This is a genomic window from Flavobacterium sp., assembly GCF_031537875.1.
GTDB lineage: Bacteria > Bacteroidota > Bacteroidia > Flavobacteriales > Flavobacteriaceae > Flavobacterium.
In genome coordinates this window covers 140,219-163,032 of sequence record NZ_JAVKNB010000002.1, presented here as the reverse complement: position 1 = coordinate 163,032, position 22,814 = coordinate 140,219, and the positions used below count along the sequence as shown (strand labels likewise).

General features: G+C 35.6%; 22 protein-coding genes. 3 read left to right on the top strand and 19 right to left on the bottom strand.

Annotation, left to right across the window (positions count from 1 at the left end):
• Window position 1: 1 nt before the first annotated feature.
• The 5 genes from RMR09_RS00860 to RMR09_RS00840 all read right to left on the bottom strand — a co-directional run bounded on the left by RMR09_RS00860 (window position 2) and on the right by RMR09_RS00840 (window position 4,054).
• Complete coding sequence (locus RMR09_RS00860; protein WP_310593944.1) at window positions 2-916, bottom strand: substrate-binding domain-containing protein; 915 nt, start codon at window positions 914-916, stop codon at window positions 2-4.
• Between the two features lie 233 nt (window positions 917-1,149).
• Window positions 1,150-1,944, bottom strand: a complete 795-nt coding sequence (locus RMR09_RS00855) for an energy transducer TonB (protein WP_310593943.1) — start codon at window positions 1,942-1,944, stop codon at window positions 1,150-1,152.
• 38 nt (window positions 1,945-1,982) lie between these two features.
• Window positions 1,983-2,540: a biopolymer transporter ExbD gene (locus RMR09_RS00850; protein WP_310593942.1), complete on the bottom strand. Its 558-nt coding sequence runs from the start codon at window positions 2,538-2,540 to the stop codon at window positions 1,983-1,985.
• Window positions 2,541-2,558: 18 nt separating this feature from the next.
• Window positions 2,559-3,167: a biopolymer transporter ExbD gene (locus RMR09_RS00845; RefSeq protein WP_310593941.1), complete on the bottom strand. Its 609-nt coding sequence runs from the start codon at window positions 3,165-3,167 to the stop codon at window positions 2,559-2,561.
• Window positions 3,168-3,235: 68 nt separating this feature from the next.
• Complete coding sequence (locus tag RMR09_RS00840) at window positions 3,236-4,054, bottom strand: MotA/TolQ/ExbB proton channel family protein (protein WP_310593940.1); 819 nt, start codon at window positions 4,052-4,054, stop codon at window positions 3,236-3,238.
• A 551-nt stretch (window positions 4,055-4,605) separates the two neighbouring features.
• Here RMR09_RS00840 and RMR09_RS00835 point away from each other — a divergent pair.
• Window positions 4,606-4,971 (top strand): cupin domain-containing protein, encoded by a 366-nt coding sequence (locus RMR09_RS00835; RefSeq protein ID WP_310593939.1) that lies wholly within the window; start codon window positions 4,606-4,608, stop codon window positions 4,969-4,971.
• On the opposite strand, the gene RMR09_RS00830 is transcribed toward RMR09_RS00835, so the two are convergent.
• Together RMR09_RS00830 and RMR09_RS00825 are read right to left on the bottom strand one after the other, a co-directional pair.
• Window positions 4,972-6,315, bottom strand: coding sequence for an NAD(P)/FAD-dependent oxidoreductase (locus RMR09_RS00830; RefSeq protein ID WP_310593938.1), 1,344 nt, complete (start codon window positions 6,313-6,315; stop codon window positions 4,972-4,974).
• 61 nt (window positions 6,316-6,376) lie between these two features.
• Complete coding sequence (locus tag RMR09_RS00825; RefSeq protein ID WP_310593937.1) at window positions 6,377-8,764, bottom strand: penicillin acylase family protein; 2,388 nt, start codon at window positions 8,762-8,764, stop codon at window positions 6,377-6,379.
• Between the two features lie 137 nt (window positions 8,765-8,901).
• Here RMR09_RS00825 and RMR09_RS00820 point away from each other — a divergent pair, with 137 nt between their 5' ends.
• Window positions 8,902-9,546 carry a flavin reductase gene (locus RMR09_RS00820; protein WP_310593936.1) on the top strand — a complete coding sequence of 215 codons (645 nt, stop codon included), beginning with the start codon at window positions 8,902-8,904 and terminating at the stop codon, window positions 9,544-9,546.
• A gap of 1 nt (window position 9,547) precedes the next feature.
• On the opposite strand, the gene kynU is transcribed toward RMR09_RS00820, so the two are convergent.
• From kynU to RMR09_RS00770, 10 genes are all read right to left on the bottom strand, one after another.
• Window positions 9,548-10,825 (bottom strand): kynureninase, encoded by a 1,278-nt coding sequence (gene kynU / locus RMR09_RS00815; RefSeq protein WP_310593935.1) that lies wholly within the window; start codon window positions 10,823-10,825, stop codon window positions 9,548-9,550.
• 78 nt (window positions 10,826-10,903) lie between these two features.
• Entirely contained in the window at window positions 10,904-11,383 is a 480-nt protein-coding gene (locus RMR09_RS00810; RefSeq protein ID WP_310593934.1) for a cupin domain-containing protein, read from the bottom strand.
• A gap of 8 nt (window positions 11,384-11,391) precedes the next feature.
• Entirely contained in the window at window positions 11,392-12,453 is a 1,062-nt protein-coding gene (locus RMR09_RS00805) for an alpha/beta hydrolase (RefSeq protein WP_310593933.1), read from the bottom strand.
• A gap of 6 nt (window positions 12,454-12,459) precedes the next feature.
• Window positions 12,460-13,191 carry a carboxymuconolactone decarboxylase family protein gene (locus RMR09_RS00800; protein ID WP_310593932.1) on the bottom strand — a complete coding sequence of 244 codons (732 nt, stop codon included), beginning with the start codon at window positions 13,189-13,191 and terminating at the stop codon, window positions 12,460-12,462.
• A gap of 10 nt (window positions 13,192-13,201) precedes the next feature.
• Window positions 13,202-14,284: an alpha/beta fold hydrolase gene (locus tag RMR09_RS00795; RefSeq protein ID WP_310593931.1), complete on the bottom strand. Its 1,083-nt coding sequence runs from the start codon at window positions 14,282-14,284 to the stop codon at window positions 13,202-13,204.
• A gap of 11 nt (window positions 14,285-14,295) precedes the next feature.
• Complete coding sequence (locus tag RMR09_RS00790) at window positions 14,296-15,915, bottom strand: carboxylesterase family protein (RefSeq protein ID WP_310593930.1); 1,620 nt, start codon at window positions 15,913-15,915, stop codon at window positions 14,296-14,298.
• A gap of 12 nt (window positions 15,916-15,927) precedes the next feature.
• A complete protein-coding gene (locus RMR09_RS00785; protein ID WP_310593929.1) occupies window positions 15,928-16,368 on the bottom strand; it encodes a nuclear transport factor 2 family protein in 441 nt (146 codons plus the stop codon).
• A 9-nt stretch (window positions 16,369-16,377) separates the two neighbouring features.
• Complete coding sequence (locus tag RMR09_RS00780; protein WP_310593928.1) at window positions 16,378-16,854, bottom strand: nuclear transport factor 2 family protein; 477 nt, start codon at window positions 16,852-16,854, stop codon at window positions 16,378-16,380.
• 40 nt (window positions 16,855-16,894) lie between these two features.
• A complete protein-coding gene (locus tag RMR09_RS00775; RefSeq protein ID WP_310593927.1) occupies window positions 16,895-18,040 on the bottom strand; it encodes an aldo/keto reductase in 1,146 nt (381 codons plus the stop codon).
• Between the two features lie 51 nt (window positions 18,041-18,091).
• Window positions 18,092-18,943 (bottom strand): aldo/keto reductase, encoded by an 852-nt coding sequence (locus tag RMR09_RS00770; RefSeq protein ID WP_310593926.1) that lies wholly within the window; start codon window positions 18,941-18,943, stop codon window positions 18,092-18,094.
• A 206-nt stretch (window positions 18,944-19,149) separates the two neighbouring features.
• On the opposite strand from RMR09_RS00770, the gene RMR09_RS00765 reads away from it, so the two are divergent.
• Window positions 19,150-20,061 carry a helix-turn-helix domain-containing protein gene (locus RMR09_RS00765; RefSeq protein WP_310593925.1) on the top strand — a complete coding sequence of 304 codons (912 nt, stop codon included), beginning with the start codon at window positions 19,150-19,152 and terminating at the stop codon, window positions 20,059-20,061.
• Between the two features lie 199 nt (window positions 20,062-20,260).
• On the opposite strand, the gene queA is transcribed toward RMR09_RS00765, so the two are convergent.
• Window positions 20,261-21,310 (bottom strand): tRNA preQ1(34) S-adenosylmethionine ribosyltransferase-isomerase QueA, encoded by a 1,050-nt coding sequence (gene queA / locus RMR09_RS00760; protein ID WP_310593924.1) that lies wholly within the window; start codon window positions 21,308-21,310, stop codon window positions 20,261-20,263.
• Between the two features lie 167 nt (window positions 21,311-21,477).
• Entirely contained in the window at window positions 21,478-22,704 is a 1,227-nt protein-coding gene (locus tag RMR09_RS00755) for a 3-phosphoshikimate 1-carboxyvinyltransferase (protein ID WP_310593923.1), read from the bottom strand.
• Window positions 22,705-22,814: the final 110 nt, after the last annotated feature.

Here is a 22,814-nt window from a genome sequence, read left to right as displayed (position 1 = left end):
TTTATTTTTTATCGTTGGTGATTTCTTTTCTTATATTCAATTTTCTTGGCGGTACTTTAACTGGCAATAATCCCGATTTTAAAATAATTCGTTGTCCAATGTCTCCTGCAACAAAAGAAGCAAAACCCATTCCTAAACCAGAAAATCCTTGACAATTGATAATGTACAAATCACGTGCCAAAGCATATTTCCCCTCCGCAATATTATTTTGATCTGGAGCATAGTAATTTGAATCTTTAAGACCTTTAACACTTAAAAGATTTACCTTATCTACATAGTGTTGCATTTCTGGAGTAGGTTGTGACAACCAATTCAATCCAACCACACCAATCATCCCCTCATTTTCAGAAACAAATTTAATAACTTCGTTATTTGTTCCAAAAGAAAATACTCCTTTTTGTGGAATCGAATTTAGACCTGCCAAGTTGTTCATATAACGAACAGTACTTGAATTGGGGTCGTCAAAAACCAATCCTTTAATTTTACCTTCTGTTTTTCCTTTCATGAAATCCAATACATCGCTCAATGCAACTAAAGTATCTTTAGATTGACCATTTGAAATAAATGCAATTGCATCAATCGCAATAGGAGTTATTTTAGGAATGATTTTTCTTGCAGCAAAAACTTTCATTTCATCGTCATTCAATTTTCTTGATAACACCGCCATACTAGAAGTGTCTTTAACCAATGACTGAATAACCTCACTTTCAGATTTTGCATCCAATTTAATCTTAGCCTCATAACGACTCTCAAATATTTCTATCTGATCTTCCATGATTGGCTTTAATGTCTCGTCAACTAAAAGGGTCGCATTCCCTTTCAAAATAGTTTCCTGATTAGCAGTATTTGATTTATTACAAGCTGTAACAAATAAAACCACAATAAACAAACACGATAATTTTGCAATAGTTCTCATAACTTAATCATTGTTATCATTAATAATCCTTACGAACCTAAAAAAAGAATACACAATTAAAAGTACTCCAAAAGCAATTCTATAGTTGTATTGCATTTGAATAGGGAAATGTTTCATAAAGATAACTAATAATCCTAAAACTAAATAAGACAATAAAAACAAAATTCCTATAACGAGAAGAAATCGCCCTTTGAGCGATTTCTTCTGAAAACTATTAACAAAGTTTTTGATCATTATTCTGCAGATTGGATAGTAATAGGAAGAGAATAAAGTACTCTCACTTTTTTACCATTTTGCTCTCCAGGAGTCCATCTTGGACATTTGTTTAATACACGTATAGCTTCTTTGCCAGTTCCAAAACCAATGTCTCTAAGTACTTTGATATCTGTTAACGAACCATCTTTTTCTACTACGAAAGTAACATATACTTTACCTTTCAAACCTTCTTCTTCTGGTGTTTGGTAATTTTTACCAACAAAAGAATAGAATTTTTCCATTCCTCCAGGGAAATCAGGTTTTACTTCGATACCAGCAGTATTATATACTGTGTTATCTTCTTCTACTACTGCAGCAGGTCCATTCCCAACAGGTTCAACTGTTAATTGAGCATCTGGATCTCCTTTGATAGTTTCATTACCTAATTTTTTGTCTTTAATTTCGGTAATTTTTGGTGGTTCCTCAGTTACCTCATCTGCTTTTGCCACAACTGGCTTAACAAATTTCACTTGATCCACTTTTGGTGGAGGTGGTGGAGGTGGTGGAAGATCTTTTTTAGGCTGTTCTTTCTTTGGAGGCAACTTCATCGTTACAATTTTAGTATCTAAACTATCATCATCACTAGAAGAATCAGGCAACAAGCTCATAATAAGCGGTGCACCTACCATCAAAGCAAATACAATTGCGCCAAAAATTAATGCCTTTACCGTAGTTTTGTTATTGGTTTTTCTAAGATCGTAAGCCCCGTAAGCCTTATTTTTCCCTTCAAAAACAATATCAAGCCATTGATTTGTGAATATATCTAATTTCATTTTTCTTAGTTATTAGGTTATTGAGTAATAAGAAATTCTTATTTACCTTCTAACAATTTTTGTTCCTCAGGAGTGTACTCATTAACAATTGCATACGTAGGAACGTCAACAATCGCCATCTCATCTAATACATCAACCAAGTTGCGGTAATTCGATTTTTTACTTGGTTTGATAATTACAATCATCCCTTTGTCTTTATTCCCTGTGTACTCAAGAACCAGTTTTTTTCTTGACAACAACTCTTTACGAATACCCTCTTTACCATAAGAAAACTCTTTTGGAGCTCCACCAGCAACTGGAGTAGCTAACAGACCAACGTAACGAACTAATTTGTCATTATCACCTAATAGAATAGTCATCGTACGATTTTCATCCACTTTAACTTGATTCTTTGGATCAGGTTTATCTTCTTTATCTGGCAATCCCAAACTCATCGATTGGGGTTTAGACAGGGTGGTTGTAAGCATAAAGAATGTAATCAACAAGAAAGCTAAATCCACCATTGCTGTTAAATCAACCTTGGAATTGGATTTTTTACTTCTTACCTTACCATCACCTTTTTTGCCTCCACCGTCGCCGGTATTTAATTCAGCCATTTTAGTGTCTTTTTATAATTATTTGTCTTTTGCTCTCAAACCAGTAACTAAATTAAAGCTATTGATTTTTTGGTCTTGTAAAATATCCATTACTTTTTTAATAGAAGGATATTCTTCTTTTGCATCTCCTTTAATTGCTATTTGCAACTCTTTATCGTCGATTTCAATGTTTGCAATTCTAGCATTTTGAATCCATTGAGACAACTGATTATCCAAAGAATCTTTAGGAATTCCAGGTTGATTTGCTTTACCTCGCTCTGAACTTTTCATTGCAATAATCTGCTTAAGGTTAGTAATTGGCACTCCAATACCTTCCATTAATGCAAATTTTGCTGATTCATCTTCAGTAAAAGCAACTCCGTACTTTTGACCCATTAATTCTAAAGTTCTTTTTCTAACTTCTCTACCTTTTAAGTCAAAGAAAACTTTTCCTTTTCCTACGGTAATAGTAGCTAAATCAGTGTCTGGCAATTTAGTTTGAACTGTTGATGCTGGTGTATCTACTGGCAATGGTTCTGGTATTTTGGCTGTAGCAGTCAAAATAAAGAAAGTCAGCAATAGAAAGGCAACATCACACATAGCGGTCATATCAATAGACGCAGCTTTTTTGGACATTTTTACAGCCATTACTTTATTTTTTTATAACTTGAAAAAGTGAATTCTTTTAGAAACGCTTTCCCAAAATTAATTATTAATTATTTTTTTGAACTTCTGAAGTGTCTGTAAGTATTTACAATTGTATTACCAGCCTCATCAATAGAATAAGTCAAAGTATCAATTTTAGAAGTAAAAAGGTTATAAACAATAATTGCTAAAGCTGAAGTCGAGATACCTGTTGCAGTGTTAATCAATGCTTCAGAGATACCATTTGCAAGAGCAGCTTGATCTGGAGTTCCAGCAGAAGCTAACGCACCAAACGCTTTAATCATCCCTGTTACTGTTCCTAACAAACCAGCTAATGTTCCTAAAGATACTAATGTAGAAAGGATAGTCATATGTTTTTCTAACATTGGCATTTCTAATGAAGTAGCTTCTTCAATTTCTTTATGAATAGTTTCAGCAGCAGCTTCGCTATCTAAACCTTCTGCTTTAACATCTTGGTATTTCAATAAAGCTGATTTAATTGCATTTGCAACTGAACCTTGTTGTTTGTCACATGAAGCAATAGCTCCGTCAATATCTCCTTTAGTAATACTAGCTTGAACATTTTTCATGAAAGCATCTAAGTTTCCTTTTCCAGCAGCTTTTGAAATAACAGCAAAACGCTCAAATGAAAACACGATTACCATTAATAAACATCCTAATAAAACAGGAACGATTGGACCTCCTTTATATACCATTGCTAAGTAGTTTCCTGGTAGTGGGTGACCTGTATTTACTCCACCTTCGAAGTTTGCTCCATTACCCATGATAAAATTCCAGATAATCCATCCTACAAAAATACAAGATGCGATGATAATTCCTGAAACTGCTCCTCCACCTTTTGGTCCATTTTCTTTTTTAACGTTTGCCATTTTTTTTAATTTTAATAGTTTTAAATAATTTAATTTTTTAGTGTTTAAATAAACTTGTAGTGGAGCAAATTTATATTTTTAGTTTAAATAAAAAAACTTTTTTTAATTTAATTGATGTTAATTTTAGTCGAGCCAATTGCGTTTCTTTTTGTTTTTTTTTCATTTAATAAAAAATGCATAACGAAAACGATTGTTTAATACAAAAAACACATTCATTCTCCTTATATTAATATAATTTATCAATAAAAGAAGAAAAAAAATTTACATATAAAATATTTATTTTTTTTACAAAAAACGATGTAGTTAGGCTCAAAAGCTCATAAAAGGAGTTTATAATCTCAATTTTTACTCCTCCTGATTATACTGATTTGCGCTAAAAATACAAACCAAAAATAAGTCCCTCCTTCTCTCTTATTATTGATGGTAGATTTAATAGCTTTGTAAAACAAATTTAGAAGTATAAAAGGTATTTTTACCAATATCTAATTTATTCATGCCTTCATTTACTTTAAATCTAGAAAATAAACTTTTGAAATAACACCTTATATAATATGAAAAAATATACCTTACAAAAAAGCCCTTTCATAGTACCTACTACTGACGGAAAGCTAATTGAAGAACACCATGGTTTAGCTAGTACACACAACCCCGCTATTTCTATTGCGCACATGATAGCGCCTCCAGGATGGAGCGAACCTTTTCAAACTCCAGAATTTGAAGAATACACCTATATAATAAGAGGTAAAAAACAATTTATTATAGAAGGCGAAACAATTTTATTAGAAGCTGGTCAATCTATTAGAATTGAAAAAAACACCCGAGTTCAATATTCAAATCCTTTTGGAGAGCCTTGCGAATACATTGCCATTTGCAATCCTGCATTTGACTTTACCAAAGTACATCGAGAAGAATCGTAATTAGTTACGTTGAAGTAATTCTAATATTGTTTGTTCTACTTCTGTCGAGTCCCATTTTTGTTCGATATTTTCCATCTTCAAAACTGTATCCATAATCGCATTTTGATAGTCACCTATAGCTAGCGCTTCAGCATAGGGTCGGTCGCTAAAAGTCACTCTACTATACAACGGAATCCATTTGTCGGGATGTTTGTCTGAAAATAGTTTTTCGATTTTCTTTTGCAACAAGAATTTTTCATCTGCTGTTTTGGTACTCATCTCCATGAAATTGCGATACGATAATTCGGCAATAGCATCAGCATTGGGTTTTCTGGATTTTTGGTATTCTGAAAGTACGGTTTTCCAATCGTCTCCGTAGCGTTCTATCATTTCGTTTAGAATTGAAATATCTTCAAATCCTGCATTCATTCCTTGTCCGTAAAACGGCACTATGGCATGACACGCATCGCCTATTAAAGCAATTTTATCTTCATACGTCCAAGGAAAACATTTCATCGTAACCAAAGTACTGGTTGGATTCTTGAAAAAATCTTCAGCCAACTTAGGAATCACATCGATTGAATCTGGGAAATTTTTAGCAAAAAATTCCTCGACCAACTTAATGTCTTTCAATTGTTCCAATGAATTTGCTCCTTCAAAAGGCATAAATAAGGTACATGTAAAACTCCCATCTAAATTGGGCAAAGCAATCAACATATACTCGCCGCGAGGCCAAATATGGAAAGAATTCGGATCTAATTTATGAGTCCCATCTGGATTAGCAGGGATATTTAATTCTTTGTAACCAATTTTTAAAAATTCTTGCGAATAATCAAACATGCTCTGGCGTTGCATACGATGGCGAATTCGAGAAAAGGCACCATCTGCCCCAAACACCATATCGTATTTTTTTTCTTGCCAGGCACCGCGTTCTGTTTCGCCAATATGCAAAGTAGCATCAGCAAGAGTGACATCCCAAATTCGTTGTTCAAAAAAGAATTCGGCACCAGCATGCTCTGCCAAGTCAATCATTTTTCGATTCAACAACCCTCTTGATATGGAATAAATTGCCTCTCCTTCATTTCCATACGGTTGAAAATTGAGTTTGTCCACCAAATGAATAGCGCGTTTATCCATGGGAATAGCAATTTCACGAACCGCATCGCCTACTCCTACTCCGTCTAAGGCTTTCCAACCTCGATTAGACATGGCTAAATTAATGGAACGGCCAGAAAATTCAATTTGACGAATATCAGGACTTCTATCATACACATGAACGGTATGTCCTGCTTTGCGCAAATAAATAGCCAATAACGAACCTACTAATCCCGAACCGACAACGGCAATTTTTTGAGGAGTTTGCATCAATTTTTTATAAAAGTTAGGCAAAATTACTCATTTATAGTACCTATCCTTTGTATATTTTTTACTTTTTATTAGGAATAAAAACCAATTTTGTTGAAGTTCTAACAATTTCGTCCTTGTTCAATTTCATCTTTCTGAACTTACCTGTATTGTACATTTCGGCTTGATCTTTATAATGCGGGCTCATTGGATTCCCAGATTGTCCTGTAGGCAAAATACTCCAACTGTTTTCAATATCTGAAAAATCAATGATTCGTCTTGTTGACGGACCTCCTTTTACAAGATACTTCCCGTCTTCGGCAAAATCAAAGAACAAATTATTAATTACCTCCATTGAACCCGAAACCTCAAACGGACCCACATTAAAGAAAGGCTTTAATGCATTTACTTTCCCTAAAGGATGTTGGTGTTCTAGTGTATGTACTTTGTTCCAAGTCCAAGCAGTAACCGATTTACCTAATTGGGTTTCCAATGCAGTAATCGCATCTTTAAAGGACTGTGATATAATTTGTGAACGAGTTTCTTTCTTATTTTTAGTAGCAATATTATCCCACCAAAGCGAATTAGTATTAGCTACTTGTCGGGCCACTACTTGTTTCATAACATGTGTCACCAAAAATTGTTTGAATCCAGCCTCACCCATTTCATCTTGAAAGGTGTTTTTAAGGTAGTTATAAATCCATTTATTATAAATTGTTGGAGCAACATCTTCTAAATTATTTGCTCCTTTCCATTCTTTTAAAATTGCAAGAGCTTCTTTCTCGTTTTTAGAAAGTGAATTCATCTCCAAAGCACCTATTAAGTTTTGAACTACCGATGGCGCCACTGATGAAGTGTTATCAAAAATCATTTGACTCGCCGATTTTTTGTCCCAATTTGATTTCGAATCTAACAAGTGAGCGATACGCTTGGCTCTGTCTTCAGGTAAATAGTAGCCTGGATATGAAAATCCGTCAATAGCTTCCGGTTGATTGTTAGCCGAATACACATAATTCCAACTAGGATTGACTGCTGAAGGATTTTTGGAGAAATCCAAATATTCTTTAATATCGTCTTTGCCACTCGCTCCATCCAAAATAAAATTCGGATTTACTCCTGCATTGTGTTTGTATAATTTTCCTGTTGCCCACCAAGCCACATTTCCTTTCGCATCGCCGTACATGACATTCAAACCTGGAGCAGCAATCAGTTGTACTCCTTTTTGAAAATCAGCCTTGTCTTTAGCATGCGAAAGCGCGTATACTGCATCCAAAATCAAAATGGGTTGTTGGGTATAAATCCAAGACAAAGCTACAGGCTGGTCTTTTTTCAATCCATCAATTAAATCATTCACAATCGGTCCGTGACGACTTACTTTAACCTTCATTACCACATCCGAAGTATCTTTAACTTTAATCGTTTTGGTTCTTGTTTCGTAAGTAGTAAACCCTGTAGGCGTTTTGTATTTTGCCGCATCTGTTGGATGGTTTTCTTCTTGATACAAGTCAATATCATCATTTTCAAACATGGTCAAACCATACGCATATTTATGATTATGTCCGAGAAGAGGAAAAGGAGTTCCAGCCAAATAACAACCATATATTTCGTAATCAGGTGTAACTATATGAGCTTCATACCAAGTGCCGGGTTGCGAAAACCCAATATGCGGATCATTAGCAAAAATCACTTTACCATTCTTGGTCTTTTGTGGAGCAATGACCCAACTGTTACTTCCAATGAAAGGGGGAATTGGCGACTGATCTAATAAAGCAGTAACCGATTGAGCTATCGCCGAATATTCTTGAGTATTTTTAGCATTCTTGATTTTAGTGGTATTGAATTCGCCTTCTAGACCAAAATCTTTCAAATACTCCATGCCGTATTTGTTGCGCAAATCCGTCATCAAAGGATCTGATTTTTGTGCCATGGCAAAACTAAATGACATATACCCAAAAATATTATAGACGTCTTTAATCTCAAATTTCTGCTTCTGAATTCCAAGCAACTGAAACTCCACTGGTGTTTTCCCTTCAGCTATATATTGATTAATTCCATCTAAATACGCTTGAGTCAATTGGTAACTTGGACTATTCTTATCCAATTGAGCAATGGCCTTTGCTGAAGCTTCTTCAATTCCTAAACCTGCAAAGAACTTATCGTTTTTTAATGCCACCGATCCGAAAATTTCAGACAAACGGCCTGGCGCAATGCGACGCATCAACTCCATTTGCCACAAACGATCTTGCGCGTGGACATAGCCCAATGCTTCCATTGCATCAATACTATTTTCGGCATAAATATGCGGGACTCCAAATTCATCAAAATACACAGTGGTTTCTTTCTGAATGTTATTCAATGGCAATTGACCTTCATATTTTGGTTTGGAATAAAAGGCATAGCCTACTAAGCCTAAAATCAATAGCACTAAAATGGAAACAATTACGAGAAGTACTTTTTTGAAAATTTTCATTTTTGAATGGATTTGAAAAACAAATATAGTAGAATAATCTTCAATTACTACTTAGTAATCATTGAATTGTTTAAATTTTGTTTAACGAATGTGTAATTTAAATAAACAAAAACTATCTTTGTGGCAAACCAATTCAAATGAAAGCTATATCTAAAGAAGCCATTGCTAGAATGGAAAAAGTCCCTCGATTGAACTTAGTCAATTCGTGTACGGGCTATAAATCGACTAATTTAATTGCTACTAAATCTATTGATGGGCAATCTAATGTAGCTGTTTTTAGTAGCGTGACTCATTTGGGAAGCGAACCTCCATTAATTGGATTCATCATGCGACCAACAACTGTTCCGCGTGACACTTATAAAAACATCAAGGAAACGGGCTACTTTAGCGTTAATCATGTGACGGTTGACATGATTGAAGATGCACATCACACCTCAGCCAATTACGACTTAGGTATTTCTGAATTTGACAAAACCAATCTGGAGGAAGAATATAAAACTGATATCGAAATCCCTTTTGTAAAAGGGAGTCCCGTTCAATTGTATTGCAAATATGTGAATGAATATTACATCAAGGAAAATGATACCATTCATATTGTTGCTTCTATAGAGGAATTATTTTTTGACGAAGAATTGCAACACGAGGATGGTTGGTTGCAAATTGATAAAGGAAATGTGATTGCTCTAAATGGCCTGGATGGCTACTGCTTACCCAAACTCGTCGATCGTTTTCAATATGCTCGAAAAGACCAACCCACACAATCTTTTTTTAAGTCCGAATAAGTTATTTATTTAAAATTCCACTTTTTAGAATTTGTCCAAAATGATAAATATCCTCAAAAGAAGTGTACAATGGCACTGGTGCGAGTCGAATTACATTGGGTTCGCGCCAATCTACAATGACTCCATTTTTCATTAAATAATCAAATAAGCTTCTGCCTTCTCCATGGAGAAAAACAGAGAGTTGACAGCCTCTTTCTTCTTGATTAGCTGGAGTAATAATTTCAAAATTACCATTCACTTCTCGGTCAATTTGGTGTAAAACAAATTCCAAGTAGGCCGTAATTGTATTTCTTTTCTGAATCAAAGCATCCAGCCCAATTTTGGCGAATAGATCCACAGAAGCCAAATAGGGAGCTAAAGACAAAACGGGTAAATTACTTATTTGCCAACCATCAGCGCCTTGAATGGGATCAAAAACAGACTCCATTTTAAAACGGCGTTCTTTGTTGTGTCCCCACCAACCTGCGAATCTTGGTAATTCCGAATTAGTGTGATGTTTTTCGTGTATGAAACAGCCCGAAGCATTTCCCGGTCCTGAATTCATGTATTTATAACTGCACCAAGCGGCAAAGTCCACCTGCCAATCATGTAGTTTTAATTCAACATTACCTGCAGCATGCGCTAAATCCCAACCGACATAAGCCCCTACTTGATGTCCTGCTTGAGTAATAGTCTTGATATCGAAAACTTGTCCGGTGTAATAGTTCACCCCGCCAATTAAGACCAATGCCAATTCATCTCCGACTTCTTCAATTTTTGCTACAATATCTTCTAAACGAATATTGTGTTCTCCTTCTCGGCGTTTTACTTCAACAATGGCATTTTCTGGCGAATAACCATGAAAACGTACTTGACTTTGAAATAAATATTGATCTGAAGGAAAGGCTTTTTCTTCGCAAATGATTTTATATCGTTGAGTCGTTGGACTATAAAAAGAAACCATCAACAAATGTAGGTTAACTGTCAGGGTATTCATCACCGTAACTTCAGAAGGCAAAGCACCTACTAATTTACTCAACGGATTTGCAAAGCGTTCGTGGTAATCCCACCACGGTTTTTCGGCATAAAAATGCCCTTCAACAGCCAGGTTTGCCCAGTCATTCATTACCTCATCGACATAAGCCCTAGCGCTTTTAGGCTGAAGTCCTAAAGAGTTTCCTGTAAAGTAAATCACTTTCTTTCCGTTGACTTGAGGGAAAGAAAATTCATTTTGATACTGCTTTAATGGATCTTGTGCATCGAGTTGTTGCGCAAAAGCTAGGCTGTTTTCGAATGTCATTCGTGTTGGTTTTATAAAGTAAAAGTAACAAACTCAAACGAAATTCAAACGCAGATTACACACTTTTTAAAATAGTGTCTATTTGTATTCTTCGTCTGTTACTTTTTCTAACCAAACAGCATTTCCTTTATCATTATTAGTAACCGCCACTTGAACAAAATAACTATCTGGACTTGCGCCATGCCAATGATGAACATTGGGAGGACATTTAATTACATCTCCTTTTCGAAGTATTTTTTTAGCTTGCCCTTTCTCTTGATAATACCCCACACCATCTGTCACCATCAGTATTTGACCTGCGGGATGGTAATGCCATTTTGTTCTTGCACCAGGTTCAAAAGTCACATTCCCTATTGCTGTTGGATTTTCATTATCCGCAGCCATTAGCATTTGTAAATATACTGTTCCTGTGAAATTAGTATTGGTGATTTTGTCTCCTTTAGGGAAAATTAATGTGGATTCCATACCTGATTTTTGAGCTAATTTATTTTGTGCTTGACATGAAAGAACGAGTAGTCCAATAACGAATACAACGACTGTTTTTTTTAAACCCTTCATTTAGAATTTTAAAGATTAATTTGATAAAAATCTTTCAATTTATTTACTGCTTGAGACACATATTCTGGTTTCCAATAGGTTTGAATATGAGTCGCTCCGTTGATTTGAAATAACTCCTTATTTTTTGCATTGGTTGCTTTCTTAAAGGCATCTTCTGTCATGTAAAAAGAATCCGCTTTACTTCCTGCAATCATTAATAAAGGCTGATTAATTAAATCCATATTAGTACTTGCATCAAAAGTCATTAAATCCATTAAACTACTCAAAGTATAACAGAATTTTGAGTTAGGATGAGCATGAGTTCTATTATAGTAATAATGACCTTCGCGATACAAATCAAAAGGCATTTTATCCGCCATTTCATCAGTAATAACCACATTTGCAGTATAGCGAATTTCTTTCCCTGCAGCTTCTAAAGCTCGAGCCTCCGAAGCTTGTTGTAATCGTTCTTGAATAGTAGCTACTTGGGAATTCATAAACCCATTTCGTCTTACAATGCCTGAGTTGAACATACTCACCGTAGCAACCGCTTTAAAACGTTTATCCGATTGCGCTGCAGTTAGCGCATATCCTCCTCCTCCACAAATACCTAACAATCCTAATTTGGAAACATCAACTCCTTGGTATTGTGAAATAAAATCCGCCATAGCGTGTATATCTTCTATTCTATTGGCTGGTTTATCTACATTTCTAGGTGTTCCTCCACTTCCACCCTGGTAAGCCGCATCAGCAGTAATAGTAATGTACCCTTGATTTGCTAATCGTTGTGCGTACAATCCAGCCACTTGTTCTTTTACACCGCCATTAGGATGCGCAATTACTATAGTGGGATATTTTTTTGCTGTATCAAAATTCGCAGGCGTATATACATTGGCTACAATATTGATGTCTTTAATTTTATATGAAACAGGGTGTATATTGACTTGACCTACTACATTTTCTGTAATAGCACCCTCATAAACTAATGTGTATGGATTTTTCATTTGTTGCGTTTGAGTATTTTGAGCGTTTGATCTATTAATTCCTATTATCGGCATCACTAATGCCAGTAGTATTACTATTTTTTTCATTTCTATCTATTTACTTTTTAGTACTTCGTTTATTATTAGTTGAGCTGCATTAGATTTATTTTTACCAATTGTAGGTTGAATCACTTCAATAAATTTCTCCAACTCTTTGGGTGAAACTCCTAAATTAAGAGCAATTGACAAATGCCCTTTCAGCATAGGTTCTGCATCACCAATCGCACTTATTACTGATAAGGTTACCCATTCTCTCTGACGATATGTCAAAACATCTCTTTCAAAAATAGAGGCAAATAAATGTTCTTTTAAAAAAGTGTCAATTATGGGTGCAAAAGCGGCATAACCTACTATCTTTTCAGGAGCAGGTGTTTGCGTTAATGTTGCTAAGATTTTTTTACCTCTTTCGTATTTATTCCCATCTTCTTTTACAACTGAGGCTTCCTTACCAACTGGATCAACAATTCCTTTTGTTTTTCGGTCATTCATCACTTCCATGAAAGTTTGCAATCCTCGAATACTCCTTGGAAAGCCACAATAAGCATAGGTGTGTACTAGAATTTCTTTGATTTCGTTTACCGTTAATCCGGTGTTCAAACCATCAGCCAAGGCAATTTTTAAATTTGCTAAATCTCCTTTGGCCGTTTCAGCAGCAATGATAATGATACTTTTTTCTTTCTGACTTAAACCATTTTCAATAGATATCATTTGTTGCGCTTTGATTGAATTAGTAAACAATAAAATACTCCATAATAGTATTGAACCGATTATTTTATAGTGCTTCATGGCGATTTAATTATTGATCTAAACCTTTATCCTTAAGCCATTTACTCATTAAATTAGCTACTTCTATATTGTTCAAATCTGAAAACGGGAAATGCGTATTTCCTTTAAGTCCTACTTCTGGAAGATGTACCACAGTCACATCTCCACCATATTTATTTACTGTATCTCTCCATAATCTTGCCATAGCTAAACGCGCTCTCCATCCGTCAGCACCCGGATTAGCCGATGGACTTTCAGGAATATTATCACCGTAATAAATGACAATTGGTATTTTAGTAAGTAACATAAAATCTTTCTTCGCAATTCCTATTGCTTCCAAAGCCCCTGCAGAACTAGCAACTGGAGCTGGCACTTCACCTTCGGGAAAAAGGAATCCACTTCCGGGTTCATACGAAACGATGGCTTTAACGTTAGCATTTTTCAAGGCTGTTTTCCATCCCATTCCGCCAGAATGTGAATGTGTTACTAATATTCCTGGTCCAATTTTGGTAAAAAGTGCAGCGGCGGCATCGGTTGTAACTTCAATATCAATGGCTCCAATACTTGGCGTCATCGAACGGAAATACTGATTCAAAGACTCGCTATCTCTTGCAAATTGCACCCCATCAAAATAATTAGGCCAAACTCCTACACGAAACACGTCAAACCATTGTTGTTCGTCGGGAATTGGATTAATCGTTGCAGGTACAGTACTTCTACCAGCATTACCTCGTCTAGGCTGATCTATTAAATAGACTGGAAAGTTTCTTCGTAAAAAAATAGTTTGATACCCTTCTCTACCATCAGCTGTAGTTTCCCATGTTTTAGAAAACTGACCAATGCCATGCCACATAACTAAAGGATATTTTCGTGCTTTTACAGGTATTTGATAAAATACGTACGCATGATCTCCTCTAAAGGTTTGCCCCTCAGGAGTGGGTTTGTAAGGATCGAATGTACCTGGATTGGTAATCATAGTTCCTCCAACTGCAAAACTACCTTGTTCTTCAATTAGTAACGGCTTTTGTTTTGCACTTTTTTGTGCATAAAATGAAGTACTGATTAACAATAACAAACAAAATATACTCCAGCTATGTATTTTATTATATCTCATCATAATTGATTTTAATTGTTGCTTTCAAATGCCTTTTCTATGACATCTAATCTTGATTTTCTGTAATCTGAAATAGTCTCTGCCGAACCTTGATTGTTCAACTCAAATATAGTATTTTTAGTCGTATCATACATAGACCAAAGAGGTAAGCCTTTGCCGTTTGGATTTCCAGTTTTAGCAAAATTAACCCAATACGATTGCATCATTTTACTTACTTCTTTATCTTTTTCATCAAATTGTACTCCATTACGTTCTATCAGATTGCCAAAAACAAAAGGAATTTCAGAGGCATGAGCCGCTCCATATTTCATTCTGGCTTTCATCGATTCAGGAACATATGAAAAAAGATACGTATATGCAGGTATCGATTTAGCAACAAAAGCTCTGGCAGTAAATCGTGCAGGTTCTGCCCATACTTTATCGGTATTCACCAAGCTTAGCATTTTACCAAAATCAGTCGTTCCGTCATTATCATAAGCGGCTGAAGCTTCTTCTTTAAAATTACCAAATAATGCCAATAATTCTTCTTTCGATTTAGCATTCACAAAACCAGCTGGAACTTCTGCACTATTAGATCCAATTAGTAAAGGAATAGCAGGTACTCTTCCTGCTCTATACGCACTTTCTGCTGTTTCAACAACCAATTTACCATCTAGAATTGGACCCGAATAAATCGGGAGCCCCCCTGGGCCATTAGTTTCCTGGCCTCCATCAACGATATCTGCAACACTCAACGAACGTAGTTTTGCTAATGCATTGGCATCTGTACCTTCAATTCCGTGTTTGATAGCAAAGTTTGTCCCAATCGTTTCAGCTGAAACTGGGTAATGTATATCGGCATTTTCATCATGAATGGGTCTTCCTGTCAATACGCCATCACGACCACCACCTGACTCAATAATCGCTTTTTGAAAAAGTGATTGCGCAGCTGGTATCGTTAATAAGGAATGCACTGAAACACCTCCAGCTGACTCTCCGAAAATGGTTACATTCTTCGAATCACCTCCAAAAGCAGCAACATTATCCTTAACCCATTGCAACGCTGCAATTTGATCCATATAGGCATAATTCCCTTTAGGTTCTTCAGGATGTTCCTTACTTAACGCTGGGAATGCAAAAAACCCAAGACGGCCTAAACGATAATTGAAGGTGATTAAAATAACTCCTTGTTTGGCAAACGGCACCCCTGAAAAGTCAGGTTGTGAACCACTACCAAATACAAATGCACCTCCATGAATCCATACCAACACTGGCAGTTTTGCTCCTGGTTTAGTTCCAGCTGGTACCCAAACATTAAGATACAAACCATCTTCCGACAACCCTTCAGCAATAGTTCCTGGAGCAGCTCCCCATCCTGCCTGAGCACAATTAGGTCCAAATTGATTAGCATCACGAACTCCTGCCCAAGATTTTACTGGTTGTGGCGAACGCCAACGAAATTCACCCACAGGTGGCGCCGCATAAGGAATCCCTTTAAAAATAGCAACATCACTTTCAATTACACCACGGACTAATCCAGAAACTGTTTTTACTATAGGTGTTGTTGTTACAGAAACCGAAGTAGGGTTCTTGACTTGCGAGTATATATTACAGCTTATACTAAATAATACAAAAAGTGTTATTTTTTTCATGTTTTTTTGTTTTTAATGAGCAGCCGTCATTAGTTTAGTAAATGATAAAGAACCTAATTTCCATCCTTCATTTTCTTTAATATAAACTTCTGTTACAATAAATGGATTTGTCACTTCGTTCCCTCCAACTACGGCTAACAAGGTAATATTGTTTAAAAGTATCGCTGTGTTCCCAATGATATTTACTGAGACTTCATGGATATCGGCTTTCTTGTAGTGAATACCTCCACTTTTAATAATGTCGATTTCTTGTTTTTTACCCCAACTTCCTCCCATGTGGACAAAAACAGATTTGTCGTCAAATAAGGGCGTTAATTGATCGACATTTTTGTCGGCCATCCATTGCCATTTTTGTTTTGAAAGTTGAATCACTTCCTGTTCTGCTGTGGTTTGTGCAAAAGCATTGGTAGTAAATAAAACGATAAGCAGTAATCTAAAGATTGATGTTTTCATAATAGTATTTTATTTTTGAAGTTGATGTGTGTCGCGAACGCTACTAAATGTTAAATCTAATAATTTCCATTCTTTGCCTCGCTTTTGATATACTTCTGTTACCGTAAATTCTGTTACGACTTCGCTTCCTCGAACAATAGCATCCAATGTAATTCTGTTCCAAACGATAGCTGTTTTTCCGAAAAGTTCAATTGCAACATCATGTATTTTTGCCTCCTTGTACCAAATTCTACCCGTTTTAATAATGTCGAGTTCTTCGTCTTTTTTCCAAGTTCCGCTCATGTGAACAAACTTTGATTTGTCGTCAAATAGAGGGGCTAATTTTTCGACATCTTTATCTGCCATCCATTGCCATTTTTGTTTAGAAAGTTGAATCACTTCTTGTTCAGCTGGGGTGTAAGTGGGAACAATAGTTGTTTTACTTTCTTGTGCTAAAGAAAATTGGAAATTGGTTATAGCAATAAGAGCTAAAATTATTTTTTTCATTTTGTAGGATTTAAAAATTAAACTAAGAGTATCTTTTTAATTATTGTTTGAGTGGTGCTTCTACATCAGAAAAAGCTTGAACAAAAGCAGGTAATCTTTCACCTTGAATTTGAATAGCATTCAATTGATTGTTAAATTCTTTGAATTCTGTTGCCGTAAATTTAACTTCTTCAGCACCAATATTTTCAATTAGGTGTGCCATCTGTGTTGTCCCAGGTATTGGAACTATCCAAGGTTTTTGTGCCAATAGCCAAGCCAATGAAATTTGAGCAGGAGTAGCTTGTTTTTGTATACTCCATTTTTTCAATAATTCTACAACTGCCATATTGTGTTTAAGATTTTCTGGCGAAAAACGGGTTTCAAACCCTCTAAAATCTCCTTGTGCAAAACTTGTATTAGCATCGATAGCACCAGTCAAAAACCCCACTCCTAAAGGACTCCAAGACACAAACCCAATTCCAAGTTCTTCACAAAGCGGAATAATTTGTTTTTCTGGACCACGCCATAACAACGAATATTCGTTTTGAATAGCAGCAACCGGATGAATTTTATGTGCGCGTCTTACCGTTTGAATTCCTGGTTCAGACAATCCATAATGCAATACTTTACCTTCCTTTATCAAATCCTGAATAGCACCAACGACATCTTCGATTGGTACTTGTGGATCAACACGATGTTGATAGAGTAAATCGATTCTGTCAGTACGAAGTCTTTTCAACATTCCTTCCACTACAATTTTAATATGTTCAGGTCGGCTGTTTAATCCTGGTAATCTATTGCCTGTTTCTTGATCTATATTCCAACCAAACTTCGTTTCAATCACTATTTTATCACGAAAAGGGGTTATAGCTTCTCCTAATATTCGCTCCACTTCAAATGGTCCATACGCTTCCGCAGCATCAAATAAGGTGACTCCTTTGTCAAATGCAGTTCGTATAATATGATGCATTTCCGTGCGAGAAGGAATGGTAGTTTGATACGTTCTACTCATATTTTGAACCCCAAGTCCTATACTTGAAACTTCGAGAGAAGCACCTAGTTTTCTCTTCCCTAAAAGAGTATTTGGAAGGGTGTCTTTTTCTAAAATTGGTTTTGATAAAGCGGATTGTGCCAAAGAATCAAAAGGGGCTAAGACACTCCCTACCAAAGCAATTCCTGCTGTTTTTAAAATGGATCTACGATTCATAATTGAATTTATTAATATCGATTTTGTTTACTCCTATTTATTATTTATTGCCTAAGACTCCAACTTCATTTCACCCAACCATTTTACCATATTAGGATCTCTGTGATCAAAAAACAAACTTTCTTTTGTGTCTAATGCAACTATTGCTTCCATATCATCTGCTGCTAATTCAAAATCGAAAATGTCAAAATTCTCTACCATTCTTTCTTTTCGAACCGATTTAGGAATAACAACAACTCCACGTTGTGTTAACCAACGGAGGATAACCTGAGCGACTGATTTATTGTGTTTTTTACCTAATGCAACTAATACTTCATTTTGAAACATGTCGTTTCTTCCTTCGGCAAAAGGTCCCCAAGATTCTATTTGAACATTATTTTCTTGTAAGAATACCTGATTGTCTATTTGTTGGTCAAAAGGGTGTGTTTCAACTTGATTTACTGCTGGGGTAAATCCGCTATTCACAATTAAATCCATCACTCTATCAGGATGGAAATTAGAAACACCAATCGCTCTTATTTTTCCTTCTTCGAGTAATTCACGCATCGCTTTCCAAGATCCAAAAATATCACCATAAGGTTGGTGAATTAAATATAAATCGAGATAATCGAGTTGTAATAGATCTAATGATTTTTGAAAAGCAGCTTTTGTTTTTTCATAACCCAAATCTTGAATCCATAATTTGGTAGTGATAAATAGCTCTTTTCTATCAACACCACTCTTTTTAATGGCGTTACCTACAGCATCCTCATTTTTATATGAAGCCGCAGTATCAATTAAACGATACCCGCTTTGAATAGCCTCTACTACTGCTTTTTCACATTCTGCAGGATCTGAAATTTGAAAAACACCAAAACCTAATATTGGCATTTCAACTCCGTTATTTAATGTAACATATTGCATACAATTGATTTTTAACTAAGATTAATTGATTTTCAATTATAAAGAAATTCAAGTTCTTTAAATTTTGCATTACAAAATTGGTCTATTTATTTAGTGTAAGCTGTATATAGATTACGGATAATTGTACCACTTTCACTGATATTGAAAGAGAAAGAGTGAAACAATGATTTTAATCCCTAAATTTGGGTGTATAAAGAAGTAACAAAATGGAAAATATCTATAAATTCAACACCATCAATGAATTTAACGAGTTAAACGATCACAAAACACTACATCCTTTGATTAGTGTGATTGATTTTTCTAAAGCCCAACCACGACCTTGGAAAGAACAACAATCAGTAAAGATTCATTATGGTTTTTATTGTATTATTTTAAAAGAAGTGAAATGTGGTGATTTAAAATACGGTCGCAATTACTATGACTACCAAGAAGGTACATTAACCTTTGTTTCCCCAGGTCAAGTGATTGAAATCGAAAATATGGATCCTAACTATCAGCCTAAGGGATATGGTTTAGCTTTTGATTCTGAATTATTGCATGGTACCTCGCTAGGAAAGCATATTCAAGATTATAATTTTTTCAGCTATCATTCCAATGAGGCATTGCACTTATCTGACAAAGAAAGAAGTATTGTATTAGACTGTCTTCAAAAAATTCAATACGAACTGGAATCCACTATTGATAAGCATAGCAAGAAACTAATTGTGTCTAATATTGAAATGTTATTGAATTATTGTATTCGTTTTTACGACCGTCAATTCATTACCCGTGAAAATGTCAATAGAGGAATTTTAGAGAAATTTGAGGAACTCTTAAATGGTTATTTCTTTTCAGAAAAGCCTCAAACTACGGGACTCCCATCAGTGGCTTATTGTGCCGATAAACTGAATTTATCTGCTAATTATTTTGGAGATATCATCAAAAAAGAAACGGGGAAAACAGCACAAGAATACATTCAAAACAAAATAATTGATGTAGCCAAAAACAAGATTTTTGAAGATGAAAGAACCATCAATGAGATTGCTTTTGAACTCGGTTTTAAATACCCGCAACACTTTAGACGATTTTTCAAACAAAAAGTGGGTGTTACTCCAAACAAATACAGATCAGTAAATTAAACTTCTATTCGTTGGTTGCGTGAGGGATAGTAACGAAAATCCCGCAGCGCTGTGGAGCGAAAGCGTAACAGCGCGAGGAATTGAAGAGTATAGCCCGACCCGAGCGTTGGCTTAAGAAAGGAAAAGGGTCACGCCCAAAACAAAAAAATCTCGCCAAGACTGACGAGATTTCTATATGTGAATCTGAAACAAGTTCAGATTAAATAATCAACATGGCATCTCCGTAAGAGTAGAATTTATATTCTTCTTTAATGGCTTCTTCGTAAGCACGTTTCATTAAATCGTGACCGCAAAAAGCAGAAATCATCATTAGTAAAGTTGATTTTGGCGTATGGAAATTGGTAATCATACAATCGGCGATACTGAAATCGTGTGGAGGAAAAATGAATTTATTAGTCCAACCATCATACGGATTCAATGTTTTTTGAGAAGAAACTGAACTCTCGATAGCACGCATAGAAGTGGTTCCTACGGCACAAATACGTTTCTTATTCACTTTAGCATTGTTCACAATATCACAAGCTTCTTGACTGATTTTTAACTCTTCTGAATCCATTTTGTGTTTCGATAAGTCTTCTACCTCCACTGGATTAAAAGTTCCTAAACCAACATGAAGGGTTACTTCCGCAAAGTTGATTCCTTTGATTTCTAATTTTTTTAATAAATGCTTAGAAAAGTGCAATCCAGCAGTAGGTGCTGCAACAGCTCCTTCTTCTTTAGCATAAATGGTTTGGTAACGCTCTGCATCTTCTGGAGTTACCTCTCGTGAAATGTATTTTGGGATTGGGGTTTCGCCCAATTCAGTCAATTTATTTCTGAATTCTTCATAAGAACCATCGTAAAGAAAACGCAATGTTCTTCCACGAGAAGTCGTGTTGTCAATTACTTCAGCCACTAATGAGTCATCATCTCCAAAATACAATTTGTTCCCGATTCTGATTTTACGTGCTGGATCTACTAACACATCCCAAAGTCTTTGTTCAGCATTCAATTCACGTAACAAGAACACTTCGATTCTTGCCCCTGTTTTTTCTTTATTTCCGTACAAACGAGCTGGAAAAACTTTGGTATTATTCAAAATCATTACATCTCCGTCATCAAAATAATCGATAACATCTTTGAACATTTTGTGCTCTATCGTTTGTTTTTTACGGTCAATAACCATTAAACGAGATTCGTCTCTGTTTTCCGCAGGGAACTCAGCTAAAAGTTCTTTTGGTAAATTGAATTGAAAATGTGATAATTTCATTTAATAAAAAGTTTATATGTTTAAGAGTTTAAATGTTTATAGACTTTATAACCATTTAAAATCAGAGTGCAAATATACGACTGTGAAAGAGGCGTTGTCAAGTCTTTTAGTGTTTATTTTCACCAACCCACTACTAGAAAGGGATTCCGACTATTCAACTTTCTAATTTAAGCGGTTTCTTCCATTGCAAAGCCTAGACTTTTTAAATCTTCCCAAAAATCAGGATACGATTTAGAGACTACTTCGGCATTAGCAATAAAAATAGGCACACGTAAGGCTAAAGGTGCAAAAGCCATTGCCATTCGATGGTCATTATACGTAGCAATAGTCACATTGGGATTGATTTCTTTGGTAGCTACCAAAGTCAAACTATCATTAGTCACGGAAATAGTGGCTCCTAACTTAGTTAGTTCGATTCGAAGTGCTTCTAAACGATCGGTCTCTTTGATTTTCAAGGTATGTAACCCCGTCAGATGACAACCAATGCCTAAACCCAAACAAGTTACTACAATAGTTTGTGCAATATCAGGTGTATTGTTCAAATCGAAAGTGACGTCTTGGTAATTGAAATTAGCTTGTTTGTTTAAAGTCAACTGATTTCCGTTAAAAGTCGATTCGACTCCCATGGCTTTGTATAGGTTGACCAAACCCGAATCGCCTTGTAAGCTATTTTCTTTATAACTTGAAATGGTGATAGTAGCAGCATCTGCTAAAGCGGCAATACTAAAATAATACGAAGCCGAACTCCAATCCGATTCCACAGTCATTTCTTTTGTTGCTACTGCTGATTTTGGCGCTACTTTAATTACGTTTCCTTCAAAACTGGTCTGAATATCCAAATCATTCAACAAAGCCAAAGTCATTTTGATATAGGGAATAGAAGTAATTTCTCCTTCTAAAGTTAACTCTAAACCATTTTCTAATTTGGACGCTACTAATAATAAAGCTGAAATGTATTGACTGCTCACATTAGCAGCTAAGTTTACTTTGGAAGCTGTGATTTTTTGTCCTTTGATTCGGATGGGTGGATAACCCACTTCTTTTTCATACGTAATTACAGCACCTAATTGTTCCAATGCTTCCACCAAAATTTTAATAGGACGCTCTTGCATTCGGCTAGAACCTGTCAGCACCACTTCACGACCTGCATTGACTGCAAAATATGCCGTAAGAAAACGCATTGCCGTTCCGGCATGGTGAATATCTACAATTGTATCTGTACCCGTCAATGCTTTTTGCATTACTTCGCTATCATCTGAATTAGAAGTATTAGCTAAAGTAATATTCGGGAACAATGCTTTTAGCAATAACAAACGATTGGTTTCGCTTTTGGAACCCGTGATTTTGATTGCTGCATTGATTTCAGGTAGTGCAGATTGTAGCAGTAAATTCATTCTGTTGTGTGTTGGTCTGTAATTGGGCGCAAATTTATTCCAAAAAAGTGGAAAACGAACCTTTTTTTACCTCAGATTCGCAGATTATTTATTAATTGTGAATGTCCAGA